At 69.9% G+C, this 12,884-nt stretch carries 14 protein-coding genes and 3 pseudogenes; 5 read left to right on the forward strand and 12 right to left on the reverse strand.

Annotated features, from left to right (window positions below; genetic code table 11):
* Positions 1-105 (reverse strand): annotated as a pseudogene (locus AB0D10_RS44920) (2-phosphosulfolactate phosphatase); the annotation flags it as partial.
* A 207-nt stretch (positions 106-312) separates the two neighbouring features.
* Here AB0D10_RS44920 and AB0D10_RS44925 point away from each other — a divergent pair.
* The 4 genes and pseudogenes from AB0D10_RS44925 to AB0D10_RS44940 all read left to right on the forward strand — a co-directional run.
* On the forward strand, positions 313-459 hold the full coding sequence (locus AB0D10_RS44925; protein WP_360268491.1) for a hypothetical protein: 147 nt from the start codon (positions 313-315) through the stop codon (positions 457-459).
* 4 nt (positions 460-463) lie between these two features.
* Positions 464-796, forward strand: a complete 333-nt coding sequence (locus tag AB0D10_RS44930; RefSeq protein WP_360268494.1) for a helix-turn-helix transcriptional regulator — start codon at positions 464-466, stop codon at positions 794-796.
* A 396-nt stretch (positions 797-1,192) separates the two neighbouring features.
* Positions 1,193-3,169, forward strand: coding sequence for a hypothetical protein (locus AB0D10_RS44935; RefSeq protein ID WP_360268497.1), 1,977 nt, complete (start codon positions 1,193-1,195; stop codon positions 3,167-3,169).
* Between the two features lie 920 nt (positions 3,170-4,089).
* A pseudogene (locus tag AB0D10_RS44940) lies at positions 4,090-4,685 on the forward strand (IS5 family transposase); the annotation flags it as partial.
* Here the strand turns inward: AB0D10_RS44940 and AB0D10_RS44945 are convergent.
* The 3 genes from AB0D10_RS44945 to AB0D10_RS44955 are packed head-to-tail and all read right to left on the reverse strand — an operon-like array spanning position 4,666 to position 7,346.
* Positions 4,666-5,922, reverse strand: a complete 1,257-nt coding sequence (locus AB0D10_RS44945; RefSeq protein ID WP_360268500.1) for a multidrug effflux MFS transporter — start codon at positions 5,920-5,922, stop codon at positions 4,666-4,668. The pseudogene AB0D10_RS44940 and the gene AB0D10_RS44945 overlap by 20 nt on opposite strands.
* Before the next feature lie 3 nt (positions 5,923-5,925).
* Positions 5,926-6,570 (reverse strand): NAD(P)H-binding protein, encoded by a 645-nt coding sequence (locus AB0D10_RS44950; RefSeq protein WP_360268503.1) that lies wholly within the window; start codon positions 6,568-6,570, stop codon positions 5,926-5,928.
* A gap of 23 nt (positions 6,571-6,593) precedes the next feature.
* Entirely contained in the window at positions 6,594-7,346 is a 753-nt protein-coding gene (locus tag AB0D10_RS44955) for an MBL fold metallo-hydrolase (protein WP_360268506.1), read from the reverse strand.
* Positions 7,347-7,427: 81 nt separating this feature from the next.
* Here AB0D10_RS44955 and AB0D10_RS44960 point away from each other — a divergent pair, with 81 nt between their 5' ends.
* Entirely contained in the window at positions 7,428-8,057 is a 630-nt protein-coding gene (locus AB0D10_RS44960) for a helix-turn-helix domain-containing protein (protein ID WP_360268509.1), read from the forward strand.
* A gap of 61 nt (positions 8,058-8,118) precedes the next feature.
* On the opposite strand, the gene AB0D10_RS44965 is transcribed toward AB0D10_RS44960, so the two are convergent.
* The 8 genes and pseudogenes from AB0D10_RS44965 to AB0D10_RS45000 form a co-directional block, all read right to left on the reverse strand.
* Positions 8,119-8,547, reverse strand: a complete 429-nt coding sequence (locus tag AB0D10_RS44965; protein WP_360268512.1) for a recombinase family protein — start codon at positions 8,545-8,547, stop codon at positions 8,119-8,121.
* Between the two features lie 38 nt (positions 8,548-8,585).
* On the reverse strand, positions 8,586-8,846 hold the full coding sequence (locus AB0D10_RS44970; protein WP_360268515.1) for a DUF4158 domain-containing protein: 261 nt from the start codon (positions 8,844-8,846) through the stop codon (positions 8,586-8,588).
* Between the two features lie 101 nt (positions 8,847-8,947).
* Positions 8,948-9,355 (reverse strand): DNA cytosine methyltransferase, encoded by a 408-nt coding sequence (locus tag AB0D10_RS44975; protein WP_360268518.1) that lies wholly within the window; start codon positions 9,353-9,355, stop codon positions 8,948-8,950.
* Positions 9,339-9,542: pseudogene (locus AB0D10_RS44980) on the reverse strand (DNA methyltransferase); the annotation flags it as partial. The gene AB0D10_RS44975 and the pseudogene AB0D10_RS44980, both read right to left, overlap by 17 nt.
* 33 nt (positions 9,543-9,575) lie before the next feature.
* Entirely contained in the window at positions 9,576-10,160 is a 585-nt protein-coding gene (locus AB0D10_RS44985) for a hypothetical protein (RefSeq protein WP_360268521.1), read from the reverse strand.
* 53 nt (positions 10,161-10,213) lie between these two features.
* Positions 10,214-11,362, reverse strand: coding sequence for a DnaB-like helicase N-terminal domain-containing protein (locus AB0D10_RS44990; protein ID WP_360268524.1), 1,149 nt, complete (start codon positions 11,360-11,362; stop codon positions 10,214-10,216).
* Complete coding sequence (locus AB0D10_RS44995) at positions 11,362-11,604, reverse strand: hypothetical protein (protein WP_360268527.1); 243 nt, start codon at positions 11,602-11,604, stop codon at positions 11,362-11,364. The genes AB0D10_RS44990 and AB0D10_RS44995 overlap by 1 nt, the downstream gene beginning before the upstream one ends.
* A 308-nt stretch (positions 11,605-11,912) precedes the next feature.
* A partial coding sequence (locus tag AB0D10_RS45000; RefSeq protein WP_360268529.1) for a TraM recognition domain-containing protein occupies positions 11,913-12,884 on the reverse strand: 972 nt, incomplete at its 5' end.

Consider the following 12,884-nt stretch of genomic DNA (forward strand, 5'->3'; position numbering starts at 1 on the left):
GGCAAAGGCCCAGGCAGCCACGGTGAAAGCACGCATGACGTCGACCACGACCGCTACGGACGGTGCTTCAACCAGCTCAGCGATGCCAAGGAAACGAGTGTCCATTCCGATCATGATCGCGCATGCCCGACCCGAAGCACCCAGACAGTGATACGCATCACATCGACGGTCTCGGAATGCAACACCTCCGGCTGCCTGCGTCGCGAAAGCAGTCCGCAACGACACGCCTGCTCAATCGCCACACGGGGTCACCCGCACACAGCCTCTGCGGACACAAGACACACGTGCGCCACCCACAACTACGAGGCAGGGATGCCGTTGTGGGATGTGCAGGTCTTGTTGGGCCACGTTTGGGCGTCGACGACGGTTGGCTATCTCGCGACCGTCAGGAGCGATCCTGAGCGGTCGAGCTTGGAGTCGTCGCGGCGCGCCATCCGGCGGCTGAGTCAGGAGGGTTGAGAGGTTGAAGTGGAATCTGCGGTGGGTGGCGGCACGGCGGGACATCTGGCGTCCGAGTCAGTTGCTGGTCGCGTTCGAGGAGGTGGGGTTCACTCCGTCCTTGAGCAAGGTCGCGGCTCTGTGGTCGGGCAAGCCGATCACCGTGCGGTTGGACGATCTGGACATGATCTGCACGGCCCTCGGCTGCACGGTCGCGGACCTCATGGAGGCTGAGGCGGTGGCCGTGGCGGTGCCGGAGGATGCGCCGCGGCAGGCCGTCGGGGGTGATGCCACCTTGGGAGCGGTGCGGCCGCTACCGCGACCGGCCGGTGGTCGCCGATCGATGCCGCCGAACTGAGCGACCATGTGGACGATGAGCGCCAAGGCGGGAAGCTGTGCGACCTGCGCGTGCTGGGGCGCGGTGACCACGGGTGGTCTGTGCCGGGAGTGTGCTGTGGTTCGGGCCCTGGCGAGGAGCGGAGGCCGCAAGCGCAGAGAGGCAAACTGTCGGCGCTGCGGATGGCCGGAGGTTGTCGGACCGGACGGCACGTGCCGGTCGTGCCTGCTGGCCGTGCGCTTCGGCGAGGACGAGGCATGGCTGCGTTCGGAGATCATGCGAGGCGACCTGGCCGGTGGAAGGCCCCGTCAGCTCGTCCTCAGACTGCCGGAGGTGGCGTTGCCACGGGCTTCGCCTCTCCGCGACCACGAGCGTCCTCTGGCCAGGCCGTGGAGGATCTACCCCTGGGCCAGGCCGATGCTGGCCAAGGGCCAGCGCGATGACGAGGACGTATGCCCGCCTCAAATCCCGGGCCAGCTTGCCTTGTTCAGGGACCACGGGCGACGCTTCTCCTCCAAGCACGGTGGGATGATCCGCGACCGCGAGATTGAGGACCTTCCTCTGGTCCTGGATCAGTTGCGGATCATTGCCGACCAGCGCGGAGTCAGCTCGGCAGGGTGGTTCTACGACACGTGGCAAGGAGCACGGCTCGCTCTGGCGTCCCGCGAACCCGGCGAACGCAGGGTGGGCGCGGAGATGCTCGCCGACCTTCCGAAGATGCATCCGACGATCGCCGAGGCGCTCAAGCGTGCTGGCCTGTTGCGTCCTGCCCGCCCGCGCCTCGTGCTGGCCTCGGCCTTCACACGGGGAAGCTGTGAACACTGCCTCGCCTGGAACGGTGTCGTGCGGCGCGTCTGCGCAGGCTGCCACCACTGGGAACGGAAGCCTCACCACTTCCCGGTGAGCGTATGCGTACGGTGTTGCCGGGAGCTGCCGACTTCGGCCGGACACTGTCGGCGGTGCCGTTTGGTGATGGCCGAGACCGCCTCCGACCTCAGCGGCGCAGGAATGGTCGGTGGCGACCAGCTCTGGTTCGGTGGCGAGTTCGCCCCGCTGTTACGGACCGTGAAGCACAAGGGAACGGAGGTCGGGGTACGCGGCCGATTCGAGGCCAAGGCAAAGGCCGTCCGCGAGGTCGCCCAGCCGCCGCGCGAGGTGTCCGACCACTTGATCGACCCCAGGCAGCAGGGGCTGTTCCGCTGCCCGGAACGCGACTGGACTCGCCTGGACGAGACACGGCGACCGGCGCTGACCGAGCACGCGATGCAGGTGGTCGCCGGGTTTACCAGCCACCTGCGGTCGCTGGGGGCCGACCCCAAGCAGGTCGCCTCTAGCTTCCGCACCCTTCGGATTGTGGCCGGCCACCTCGGTGTCGAAGTTCCACTGCTCGAAGCGGACATCCGGGCGGTCGCTGCCCTGAGCGACAGCCATCACCATGCCCGGCTGCCTCACTATCTGCAGCAACTCGGTCTGCTGGAGCCCCTGAACCTTGACAGCGCTGATGTCCGCCATGCGCGCGAACTCGCCGACGCACTGCCCACCGCTTTCGCGACGGCCGTGCACACCTGGATCCGCGTCATGGCCGGCGTCGGCACGCGACCCAGCCGAGCGTTGAAGGACAGAACCATCCACGCCTACGTCAGCCGAGCCCATCCTGTCCTGTCGGACTGGGCGAGCGTCGGCCTCGAGGACCCACGCGCGATCACCAGCAGCGACATCGACCGGGCAGTCTCCGCCCAACGCGGCGCGAACACGCGGGCCACCTTGTGCTCGCTGAGGTCTATGTTCCGCGCGCTCAAGCGTGAGCGCCTGGTCTTCCGAGACCCAGCCCGGGCGGTGAGCCTTCCGGGCCCCAATACCCTGCCCCGCCCGCTCGCAACCGACCAGCTACGAGGGCTGCTCGGCCAGGCTGACACAGCCCGCGACCGCCTGACGGTCGGGCTCGTCGCCGTTCACGCCCTGACCCGATTCGAAGTCCGCCACCTTCTCCTCACGGACATCGACCTGACTCGTGGCCGGTTGACGATCCGCCGACCTGGATGCCTCGACCACACCGTCTACCTTGACGAACTCACCTGGGACCTGCTGAGAACGTGGCTCGCCGAGCGATCCACCCGATGGCCCTCCACGACCAACCCTCACCTCTTGCTCAGTCGCCAGACCGCCGTGAACGACAGCAACGCCGCGCTATCAGACCTGTCAACTAAGAAGCCATTCATGGCAATTGGCGTACGAGCATCTGCCCTGCGGGCTGACCGGATCCTCGACGAGGCGAAGCACACCGCCGACCCGATCCACCTCATCAGAGTCTTCGGCATCGCGCCGAATACCGCGATGCACTACCTCCGCGCCGCTCACCCCGCCCAGTTCCGTCCCGATCCCATCGCACCATGAGCTGTACACCCGGGCTGAGTCAAGGCTGTGGCGGCTTCGGGCCCTGCCTTCGCCGCGGATTGATGACGCTGCCTGAACTTGGCTCTGACCCAAGTTCCCCGAACGATCTTGCGCCTGGTGTAATGCCACGGTGATGTCGAGTGCCGGGGATCGAGGTGCCCCGGTGCGAGCGGGGACGGGTGAGCAGATGGCGGAAGCAGAGCCTCGGAGCGTTGTCACGGAGCCGGCGCCGGCGGACTGGGAACTGATGCCCCTCGAAGGCGTCGGGCCGTTGTGCTTCGGCATGGGTGTCACGGAGGTCGCAGCAGTACTGCTGGGCATGACCGAGGTACGTCGGTTCCAGGCTGACCCATCGTTTCCGGAGACCCTGGGCGTGGAGTTCGGCACAGGCCCCGCAGAGCCGGCCGTATACGCCTACTTCGTTGGCGGTCAGCTCTTCTGCGTCGCGGTCGACGCAGTCCACGGACCTCAGGTGACGCTTTGGGGACGGGAGTTGACCGCCTGCGTTCCAGCCGACCTTGAGCGGTTCCTCGCGCACGCTCATGACTGCGGGGTGATCAACGTGTCCTACGGTCCGCGAGGGAACCCCGGAGCCAACGGGCTCGGTCTGGTCGTGCGGGTCCAGGAGGTCGCTGGCGGCGACGCGGTGACCCGGCCAGTCATGGTAGGTCGGGCCTGGGCCGGCCGGTGCACCGACGACTGGGAAGGCGCGATCCCGGAATGCGAGTGGGTGGGCCGTCAGTGGACCTACCCAGGCTATTCAGAGCACTGGCCCCCACCTGGCTACACGCCGAACTGGCCCCGGTGTCCTATCCCTGACCCACGGTGCAAAGTAGCTGAGACTGATCATGGCTCCGGGGTGGCCGACGACGTCGCCCGCCTAGGCAGTGTCTCTCCGATCATCTGCTCGTTAGCTTTGTATGACTGGTCGCGGTGATCTGACGGACGCTGAGTGGGCTCGCCTGGAGCCGCTTCTACCGGTGAGCAATGGACGTTGTGGCAGGTGGCGGGATCACCGGCAGGTGATCAACGGGGTTCTACACCGGGTGCGAACCGGAGTGCAGTGGCGTGACCTGCCCGAGAGGTTCGGTCCGTGGAAGACCGTGCACAAGAGGCACCTGCAATGGTCGGCAGACGGCACCTGGGAGCGACCCTTGCAGCAGGTCCAGGCCGTCGCAGACGCCGAGGGATCCATCGACTGGGATGTCTCGGTTGACTCCACGGTGATGCGCGCCCATCAGCACGCCGCCGGCGCCCGCAAGGCTGCCCCGCCGCAGGTCGCCTCAAAGGGGGCGACCGTGACGGAACATCAGATCGATCCGGCGTGGACAGGCCTGGCAGGCCATCTGGAGGAGGTGGTGCTCCAGGTGAGGGCCTGGGCCGCTCGCGCGGCGGCTTCACCACCAAGGTCCACCTGAGCGCGGATGGCCGTTGCCGCCCGCTGTCGCTGCTGGTCACACCCGGACAGCGGGCGGACTGCACCCAGTTCGAGCCGGTCATGGAGAAGATCCGCGTGGGTGCCGGCGCGGTCGCCGGTGCCCGGCAGGTCCTTGGCGAGCCGGCCTGCGAGTGCGCTCACCGGGCATCGACCGGGTGAGGACGCCGAGTGTGAGCAGAGCGAGCGCCGGCAGCACGGCGACGATGATTCCCATCGGCAAGGCGTCGGTGGCGCCACCCGCGCCGGCCAGCGGAGCAAGTGCCCCGCCGATCATGAACTGGCTGAAGCCGAGCAGAGCGGCGGCCGACCCGGCGTGTCCGCCGTGGTGGGCCAGGGCCTGGGCCGCGGCGTTCGGCATGACCAGGCCCACGCTGGAGACCAGGACGAACAGGCCGATCAGGAGCACGGGCAGGGGTGCCCGTGTCAGCACCGCGCCCAGGACCGTGGTGCCACCGGCTGTCGCGCCCAGCAGACCGGCGAGCAGCAGCACGCGGGCGCCGGCCCGGGCCACCAGCCGGCCGCTGATCTGGGCGGCCGCAATGAGTCCGGCGGCGTTGACGGCGAACACGGCGCTGTACTGCTGCGGTGACAGGCCGTGGATTTCCTGCAGGACGAACGGCGAGCCGGAGATGTAGGCGAACATCGCCGCGAAGACCAGGCCGTTGGCCAGGACGTACCCGGTGAAGACCCGGTCGCTGAGCAGCTGCCCGACGACAGCCAGCAGCGGCTGGCGTGACGCGGAGGGCCGGGTCTCCGGCAGTCCTGCGGCGGAGGCCGCCAGCATCACGGCGCCGAGTACGGCCAAGGCCACGAAGATTCCAGGCCAGGCCGTGACGCGCAGTAGCTGGCCGCCGAGGACCGGCGCGAACACCGGCGCCAGGCCGGTGATCAAGGTCAGTGCGGAGAAGAGACGTGCGGTGCGGGTTCCGGAGGTGCGGTCGCGGACCATGGCGTTGGCGATGACGATGCCGAACCCCCCGCCGATGCCCTGGACCAGGCGTAGGCCGACGAAGGTCCGGACGTCGGGTGCCACCGCGCAGAGCGCGCTGGCGATCGTGTAGAGGGCGAGGCCTGCCAGCAACGGACGCCGCCGGCCGTAGGTGTCGCTCAGCGGCCCGGCGATCAGCTGCCCGATGGCCAGCCCGGCCAGACAGGCGGTGATGGTGAGCTGGGTGGCCGCGGCGCTGGCGCGCAGGTCGCCGGCGAGGTCCGGCAGTCCGGGCAGGTAGCCGTCGATGGACAGTGGTCCCAGGGCCACGAGCGCTGCGAGCAGGACGATGAATCGGGTGTGCCGGCCGGCGGCGTCGTTGCTCATGGCTCAGTAGGCCACGGTGATGCGGCGGCGGATCGCGGTGCCGCTCTCGATCGTGTCGGCCAAGGCGATCGCGTAGTCGGCGTACGAGATGCGGCTGTTGCCGTCGTGGTCGGTGAGCAGGGTGTCGCCGGCGCTGCGGTAGGCCCCGGTCCGCTCGCCCGCTGCGATGACCGCGGCGGGCGACACGTACGTCCAGTCGAGGTCGTGCACGCCGCGGTAGAGGTCGAGCGCTTCGGACTGGGCCTCGGCGTTGGCCTTCCACGGCGCGGGGAAGTCCGGGTCGTCCATGACGCGGGCGCCGGTCTGCGTGCGCAGGCTGCCGGCGCCGCCGATGGTGACCAGGCGGGTGACGCCGGCTCGGCGGAGTCCGTCGATCAGCGCACGGGCGGCACCGACGATCGTGGCGTGGTCGTTCTCCTGGCCGATCCGGGGGCCGACGGCCGACAGTACGGCGTCGTGGGAGGCGGCGAGGCCGGCGACCGCGGCGGCGTCTGTGACGTCACCGGTGGTCACGGTCAGGGCCTTGTGCTTGAGTCCGTCGACGTGGCCGGCTCGGGTGGCCGCGGTGACGGTGTGGCCGCGGCGCAGTAGTTCCTCGGTGGTGGGCCGGCCGATGTTTCCGCTGGCACCGAACAGGACGATCTTCATGTGTTGCTCCTTGTTTCTGATGGTCAGAGGACGGGCTGGCCGTCGGCGATGATGGCCGCGGTGATGCCGCGCTCGGCGGCGGCGTGCTGGAAGCGCTGCGCGATGTCGGGTTGTTCGGTGTAGAACGGCGGGTTGTGGAACAGGCCGTAGTGCATGGCGCAGACGGTGGCGGCGCCGAGTGCGACGGCGGCCTCGACGCCCTGCTCGGGGGTCATGGTCGCCGGGACGTTGGCCGCGTAGCCCTCGAAGTGGGCGATGACGCCGTTGACCGGGACGAACGCGACGTCGAAGGGGCCGTGGTCGCGGGCGATCTGCCACCAGCTGCCGTGCCACTGGGTGTCGCCGCAGTGGATGACCCGCTGGCCGGCGCCTTCGACGACCCAGGCGACCTGGTCGCAGTCGTTGCCGCGCCAGTCCAGCGAGGTCACCGGGGTGACGGTCAGCTTTCCGATGCGGCGTGGCTGGCCCAGGTCCTGGGCAACGGGGGTGATGCCCGCCTCGTGCAGCGCCGCCGCGCTCGGGGTGTGGCAGCCGATCGTGCCGGTGGCCGCGATCCGGGCGATCAGGTCGTGGTCGTAGTGGTCGGGGTGCAGGTGGGTGATGAGGGCGTGGGTGCCGGGCGGGGTGTCGACCGGGTCGACCGGCCGGTGCGGCGGTCCCATCACCGGTGCCAGCGGAGCGACGTTCTCGAGCGGGTCGATCAGCAGGCGGGTGTCGCCGAGACGGATCTCGACGCCGGCCCAGGCCAGCCGACGCACGGAAAGGGTGGGGGTCATGGGCAGCGACGCTAGACCGACGTTGTTGAGAAAGTCAACAAGGGAGTTTTGAATCTCAACACCACGATGTAGGGTGGTGGCATGCGCACCTACGGGCAGTACTGCGGCATCGCGAAAGCACTGGACACCATCGGCGACCGATGGACCCTGCTGATCGTCCGTGAACTGCTCGCCCTGGGTCCGTGCCGGCACACCGACCTGCGCAATGGGCTGCCCGGGATCGCCAGCAACCTGCTGGTCGACCGGCTCCGCGAACTCGAGGAAGCCGGCCTGATCCACCGCGAGGCCGCCCCGCCGCCGGTGGCCACCACCCTGTTCTCCCTCACCGAGCGTGGCCGCGCGCTGGAGCCGGTGCTGCAGGAGCTGAGCCGGTGGGGCGTGCCGCTGTTGCGTGAGCCGGGCGGCAGCGACACCTTCCGCACCCACTGGCTGGACATGCCCGCCCGGGCACTGACCGACCACCGCCCCGACCAGCCGGCAATCGCCCTGCAACTGCACGCCGACGGCAACGAAGACCTGGTCATCGAAGTCAAGGACGGCTCGGTGCACACCCACGCCGGCCGGGTCGACCACCCCACCGCGTCCCTGACCGGACCGCCGCACCTGCTGGCCGCGACCCTGCTCGGCGACCTCGATCTGAGCGCCGCAGTACAGCAAGGCCTGCGGCTCAGCGGCGAACACGAGGCAGTACTGCGCATCCTGCCCCGCTGATCCGGGTGTGAGTAGTTGCCGTACAGAAAGTGCCGCTGAGATTGATCTTGCTCGTGCTGGGCTACTTCGCGGGGGCTTCGAGCTGGCGGGGGCCGGCGCCCGCGCGCAGTTCGCGTAGGTCGGGGATGTGGTTGTACAGGGTGCCCGGGGAGACGCCGAGCAGCTTGGCGATCGAGGTGATGGAGCGGCCGGGGTCGGGCAGCAGGTCGCGTTCGGCCCGGATGACTTCCTCGGTGGCGACTGTGGGGCGTCCGCCGACGCGGCCCCGGGCGCGGGCTGCGGCCAGGCCCTCGTTGGTGCCGATGACGATGAGTTCGCGGATGAACTCCGCGAGGGCGGCGAAGACGTGGAAGACGAGCCGGCCGCCGGGGGTGGTGGTGTCCAGGTTCTCGTGCAGCGAGGTGAAGCCGATCCCGCGCTCGCGCAGCTCGGCGACCATGTTGATGAGGTCCTGGAGGCTGCGGCCATAGCGGTCAAGCGAGGGGACCACGAGGGTGTCGCCGGGGTCGAGGAAGGCGTGGCACGCCTTCAGCTCGGGGCGCAGCGGGACGACAGGTCGTACTTCGCCAGGTCCCCTCCCGGCACCTTGACCACGTCGGCGACGTAGTCGACCGCGGCCGGGGGGAACTCCTCCAGGAACTGGGGGAACCGGCCCTCCAGCTCGAAATACTTCAGCATCAGCACGAAGCCGAGCCGGGTCGGGCCCGACTTGTTCGCGACCAGGTCCCAGTCACTCCCCACCGGCGTCCAACACGCCACCACGTCCTCGGGCGACCACTCCCGGCGCATGAACCCCTACCCTCCACCGACTACTCGTTCGGCCTAACGAACAGGCGGGGCCCGAAGCAACGGGAGGTCGGAGGTCAGCGGCAGCTACTTTGCACCGTGGGTCACGGATAGGACACCGGGGCCGAACTGGAATGGTTGGCAACCTCCCCTACGAATGTCTTCTGCGGACGCCAGATCCTCGAGTACCGGGCGAACCCGCTGGTAACTGGCAGTTGCTGCCGCGAAGGCCAGCGTCGTCTCAGCCCTCCGGGATTCAGCGAACTGGTCGGATTTTGGGTTGGGTCGTCTCCCAGACACCACGGGCAGCGTTCCACGTCGCCAGCGGAGGTGGCGACGGCGGGGGAGGTGAGCAGTCCTCGTACGTTCTCGACCACCAGGAGGTGCGGGCGCAGGGCCTCGACGGCGCGGGCCACGTGCAGCCAAAGTCCGGATCGGGTTTCGGGGTTGAGTCCGGCGCGGCGACCGGCTACCGAGACGTCTTTGACAGGGGAAGCCCGCCGTGAGGACACACACCCGCGGAACGTTGGCCCAGTTGACCATCGTCATGTCGCCCAGGTTCGGCACACCGGGCCAGTGGCGGGACAGGATCGCGGACGGTCCGGGCTCGGTCTCGGCGTGCCAGGTGGCGGAGCCGCCGAACGTGGCCAGCACCCCCAGGTCGAGACCGCCGTACCCGCTGCACAGGCTCCCGACCAGCGGGCTGGGGCCGGGGGGGCAGGGGCGTCTGCGTCATCGCAGGCGCTGGTCGGTGTGAGCGGCGGTTGCGGCGGGGGCTGGTGCGGGGCCGGCCAGGTCCGCTGGGACAGGCGCGGCGGCGGTTGTCGATCGGCTCAGTGCGGCTTGCCCGCGAAGGTCGTCAGGCGGTGGCGAGAGGTGCAGGGCGGCCTGGTTCAAGGGCCGAGTGCCGTGGACTTCGTCGCGGGCCGTCTCGACGGCGTCCTCGATCACCCGGACGGCGTCCTTGCGGCCCTCCCGGACCCAGGGGAGGTGACGGTTTTCGGCGGTCTGGCAGAGGAAGCCGAGCTGGTGGGCGACCGTCCCGAGAGCGGCGGAGGCTTCGCCGAGACTGCCGATGGCTTCGGCGTACGCCATGGCGGCGGGGATCGCGTGGCCGGGCGCTGGCTGCTTGGCGGCGCGGTCGGAGAACTCCTCTCCCAGTTCCCGGATGAGGGTGCCGAGTTCGGATATCTGTCGGCCGATCCGTACGGCGTCGGGAATCTGGGTCGGTCCGGTGGCAGGGAGCAGCGCTTCGTGCTGCTGCAGGGCGTTCGCTCGGGTGCGCAGGGCGAGCGATTCGTCGAATGGAGTGTTCACGGGCGGTTCCTCGAGGAGTGGTTGGCGGTGGTGGAGGGGGCGGAGGGATCGGTTCAGCGCGAGCGGGCGGGGGTTCGAAGGGTCGCTGCGGCGACGGGCGGGGCGGTCCTCGGGGCGGAGGGCGGCTGGGGGCTTCGGGACAGTGCCGCGCGTACCCGGGCCTCAGGGTCCGAGCGCCCTGCCGGGGCGGCCTTCTCTGCTGCGGGGGAGAGGAGTTGGTTGGCCGTGTGCCAGCGGGCGCGTACCTCGTCGAGCGGGCCGAGGGCGTGCAGCGCCTGGCCGATGAGGCGGCCGGGCGCCATGGCCGAGCCCTCAGCGAGTGCTTTGATCGCGGCAGCGGCTCCGGCGGCGGTGCGAACGACGGAGGTGCGGATGACCTGGTCGCCCAGCCAATCGGCCGAACCCGCCCCCGGTCCGCCGAAGAGAGCGTCGAGGTGGTCGCGCGAGATCGTGCCATCGGCCAGCAGGCCACGTCGCTGGACCTCCCACAGGGCGGTCACCTCGTCGATCGGCTCGCCCCGGTGGTGGAGGGCGCCGAGGCAGCGGTAGACCTGGCCGTGGCCGGCGTCGGCGAAGTCGCCGGGCCGCAGCCAGTGGTAGACCTCGGCCATCGCCGCAGGCTGGCTGACGAGGACGGCGAGGAGGAACCGCTCGTCCTCGGCCTCCTCGGGCCCGACCGGAGAGGGAGGAACGGTCGGGCCCGTTGCGGGCGGCGGGATGGGCCGGGGCTCGGCGCCCCAGCGCCGGGCGAGGTCGCCGAGCACGCCGGTGAGGATGTCGGCGTGGTGCAGGACTCCCTCGACCTCTTGTGCTTTGGCGTTGATCCGGGCGACGTGCTCCAGGCGGACGGCGTGCTCCAGAACCGTGCGGTGGATGGATCCTTCGAGGACCATCCGGCCGTACACCGGGGCGTTTTGCGGGCGCGGGCACGCGGCGATCAGGGTGTGCGCGTACGAGGCGCTCAGCCCGTGCACCTCGCGGCCGGCCTCGGCGAGGGAGTCGGTTACCCACGACAGCGGCACCGTGCCAGCTTCCCGGACGGGCCGCCGCTCGGTGCTCAGGTTCCGCATCGCGGTGAACAGGGCGCGGTGGGCCGGGCGGTAGAAGTCGGCGGGCGTCAGCCAGGCCAGCGTGTCGAGCTGGGCCGGGTCGAGCAGGACCGCGCCGAGAAGGGCTTGCTCGCCCTTGAACAGCGCGTCCATCACCGCTTCCCCCTCCGCTTCTTCGGGGCGGCTCCCTGGTCGTCCCGCAGCCGGGCGACCTCGCGGTCGGCGGCGGCCATCGCGGTGGCGAAGCGGTCCAGCTCACCGGTGAAGACCGGGTCGGTGGCCAGGATCGAGCCGGTGTCGGTGATCAGCCACCACTGGCCGTCCCGCCGGACGACCGGCGCTCCGGCCAGCAGAAGCGAACGGCGGCGGTCTGCAGGGGAGTTGGTGTCGAACATGAAGACCTTCCAGGAATCGATCGGTGGTTCAGCGGCTGCGGCGGGCGGTTACCGGGCCAGCCACCGTGACGGCATCGGCCGGAACCGGCGGCGCGGCGCTCGGCGGCCAGGAGCAGCGGTGCGCTGCTCTGAACCCCCTGCGCCAGGGAGATAACTCTCAGGGCGGTGGTGGTCGTTGTGGTTGCGGACGGGTCCTTGGCATGGGCGGGTGGGCGTGGCATACCCGGTTGGAGCAGAGGAGGGGAGTGGCCGTGGCGGCGTTGGCCGAGGAAGGGCGGACTCCTGGTCGGCGCCGCCGGGTGGGGCGGTCAGGCGGAGAGGGTGAAGTCGTCGCGACCGGTGGTGCTCTTGGCGAGGGCGCGCTCGGTGATGGCCTGGGTGGCGCGGGCGGAGGCCGGGCCGATCTCCTCGGCGGAGCGCTCCTTGTACCAGGGTTTGATGTTGAGCATCGCCACGCGCATGCCGGTGGCGAAGAGCAGGATTTTGCCCTTGGGCAGGGCGCGGATCTCGTCGGGCGGCAGGATGCGCTCGGTGCGCATCGACACCGACGTCGACTTGCCGCTGCCGGAGTCGGATACGGAGACGGTTTGCACGTCGTGCTCGCCGATCTGCCGCGACAGCTTGTCCGCGAAGTCGGCGTCGTCGATACCCGAGCCGATGACCTTGACGGTCGCCGCGGACCACAGGGCGTCCATGCCGGCTTCTCCCCAGCAGCGCTGGCCCTGCCGGTAGCTCTGCAGGATGGTGATCGGGATGACGCCACGGCTGCCCAAGTGGCTGTACAGGTCCGGGAGATCGGAGATGCGGCACACGTTCGCGGCCTCATCCAGGACGCACAGGGCGGGCGGGTCGAGCCGTCCGCCGGAGCGCTCGGCGACGATGACGGCCGCGCGCATCACAGCGTCCGCCGCAGCGGCGATGATCGCCGATGCGCTGCCGCCGCCGTCCTTGCTGAGCAGGAACAGCGTGTCGTGGGAGGAGGCGAAGTCGAAGGGCTTGAACTCCGCACGGTCGGGCATGGGGGTGACCCAGGCGGCGATGTCCGGGTCGAGCAGGCAACTGGAGTACTGCCGCGCGGTCTCAAAAATGCCATCCCTGGTCTCGGTGGCGCCGGTGACGGTGCCCTGGAGCTGGGCGGCGACCGCGTGGCGGCCGGCGTCGGTGAGCAGGTCGATGGGGGTGCGGTCGGAGGGGGAGGCGAGCCAGGCCAGCACGTCGGTGATCGGGCGGCGGTGGCTCGCCGCCGCCAGGAAGAGAGACCCGAGGGTGTTGCTCGCCGC

The organism is Kitasatospora sp. NPDC048545 (genome assembly GCF_040651155.1).
Lineage (GTDB): Bacteria > Actinomycetota > Actinomycetes > Streptomycetales > Streptomycetaceae > Kitasatospora.

Excerpts from the sequence above, each read along its gene's own strand:
- AB0D10_RS44970 (WP_360268515.1), bottom strand. The coding sequence starts at position 8,846 with ATGCGCCGGGAGTGGTCGCCCGAGGACGTGGTGGCGTGTTGGACGCCG.
- AB0D10_RS44995 (WP_360268527.1), bottom strand. The coding sequence starts at position 11,604 with ATGTTCGACACCAACTCCCCTGCAGACCGCCGCCGTTCGCTTCTGCTG.
- AB0D10_RS44990 (WP_360268524.1), bottom strand. The coding sequence starts at position 11,362 with ATGGACGCGCTGTTCAAGGGCGAGCAAGCCCTTCTCGGCGCGGTCCTG.
- AB0D10_RS44925 (WP_360268491.1), top strand. The coding sequence starts at position 313 with ATGCCGTTGTGGGATGTGCAGGTCTTGTTGGGCCACGTTTGGGCGTCG.
- AB0D10_RS44945 (WP_360268500.1), bottom strand. The coding sequence starts at position 5,922 with ATGAGCAACGACGCCGCCGGCCGGCACACCCGATTCATCGTCCTGCTC.
- AB0D10_RS44935 (WP_360268497.1), top strand. The coding sequence starts at position 1,193 with ATGCTGGCCAAGGGCCAGCGCGATGACGAGGACGTATGCCCGCCTCAA.
- AB0D10_RS44950 (WP_360268503.1), bottom strand. The coding sequence starts at position 6,570 with ATGAAGATCGTCCTGTTCGGTGCCAGCGGAAACATCGGCCGGCCCACC.
- AB0D10_RS44955 (WP_360268506.1), bottom strand. The coding sequence starts at position 7,346 with ATGACCCCCACCCTTTCCGTGCGTCGGCTGGCCTGGGCCGGCGTCGAG.
- AB0D10_RS44960 (WP_360268509.1), top strand. The coding sequence starts at position 7,428 with ATGCGCACCTACGGGCAGTACTGCGGCATCGCGAAAGCACTGGACACC.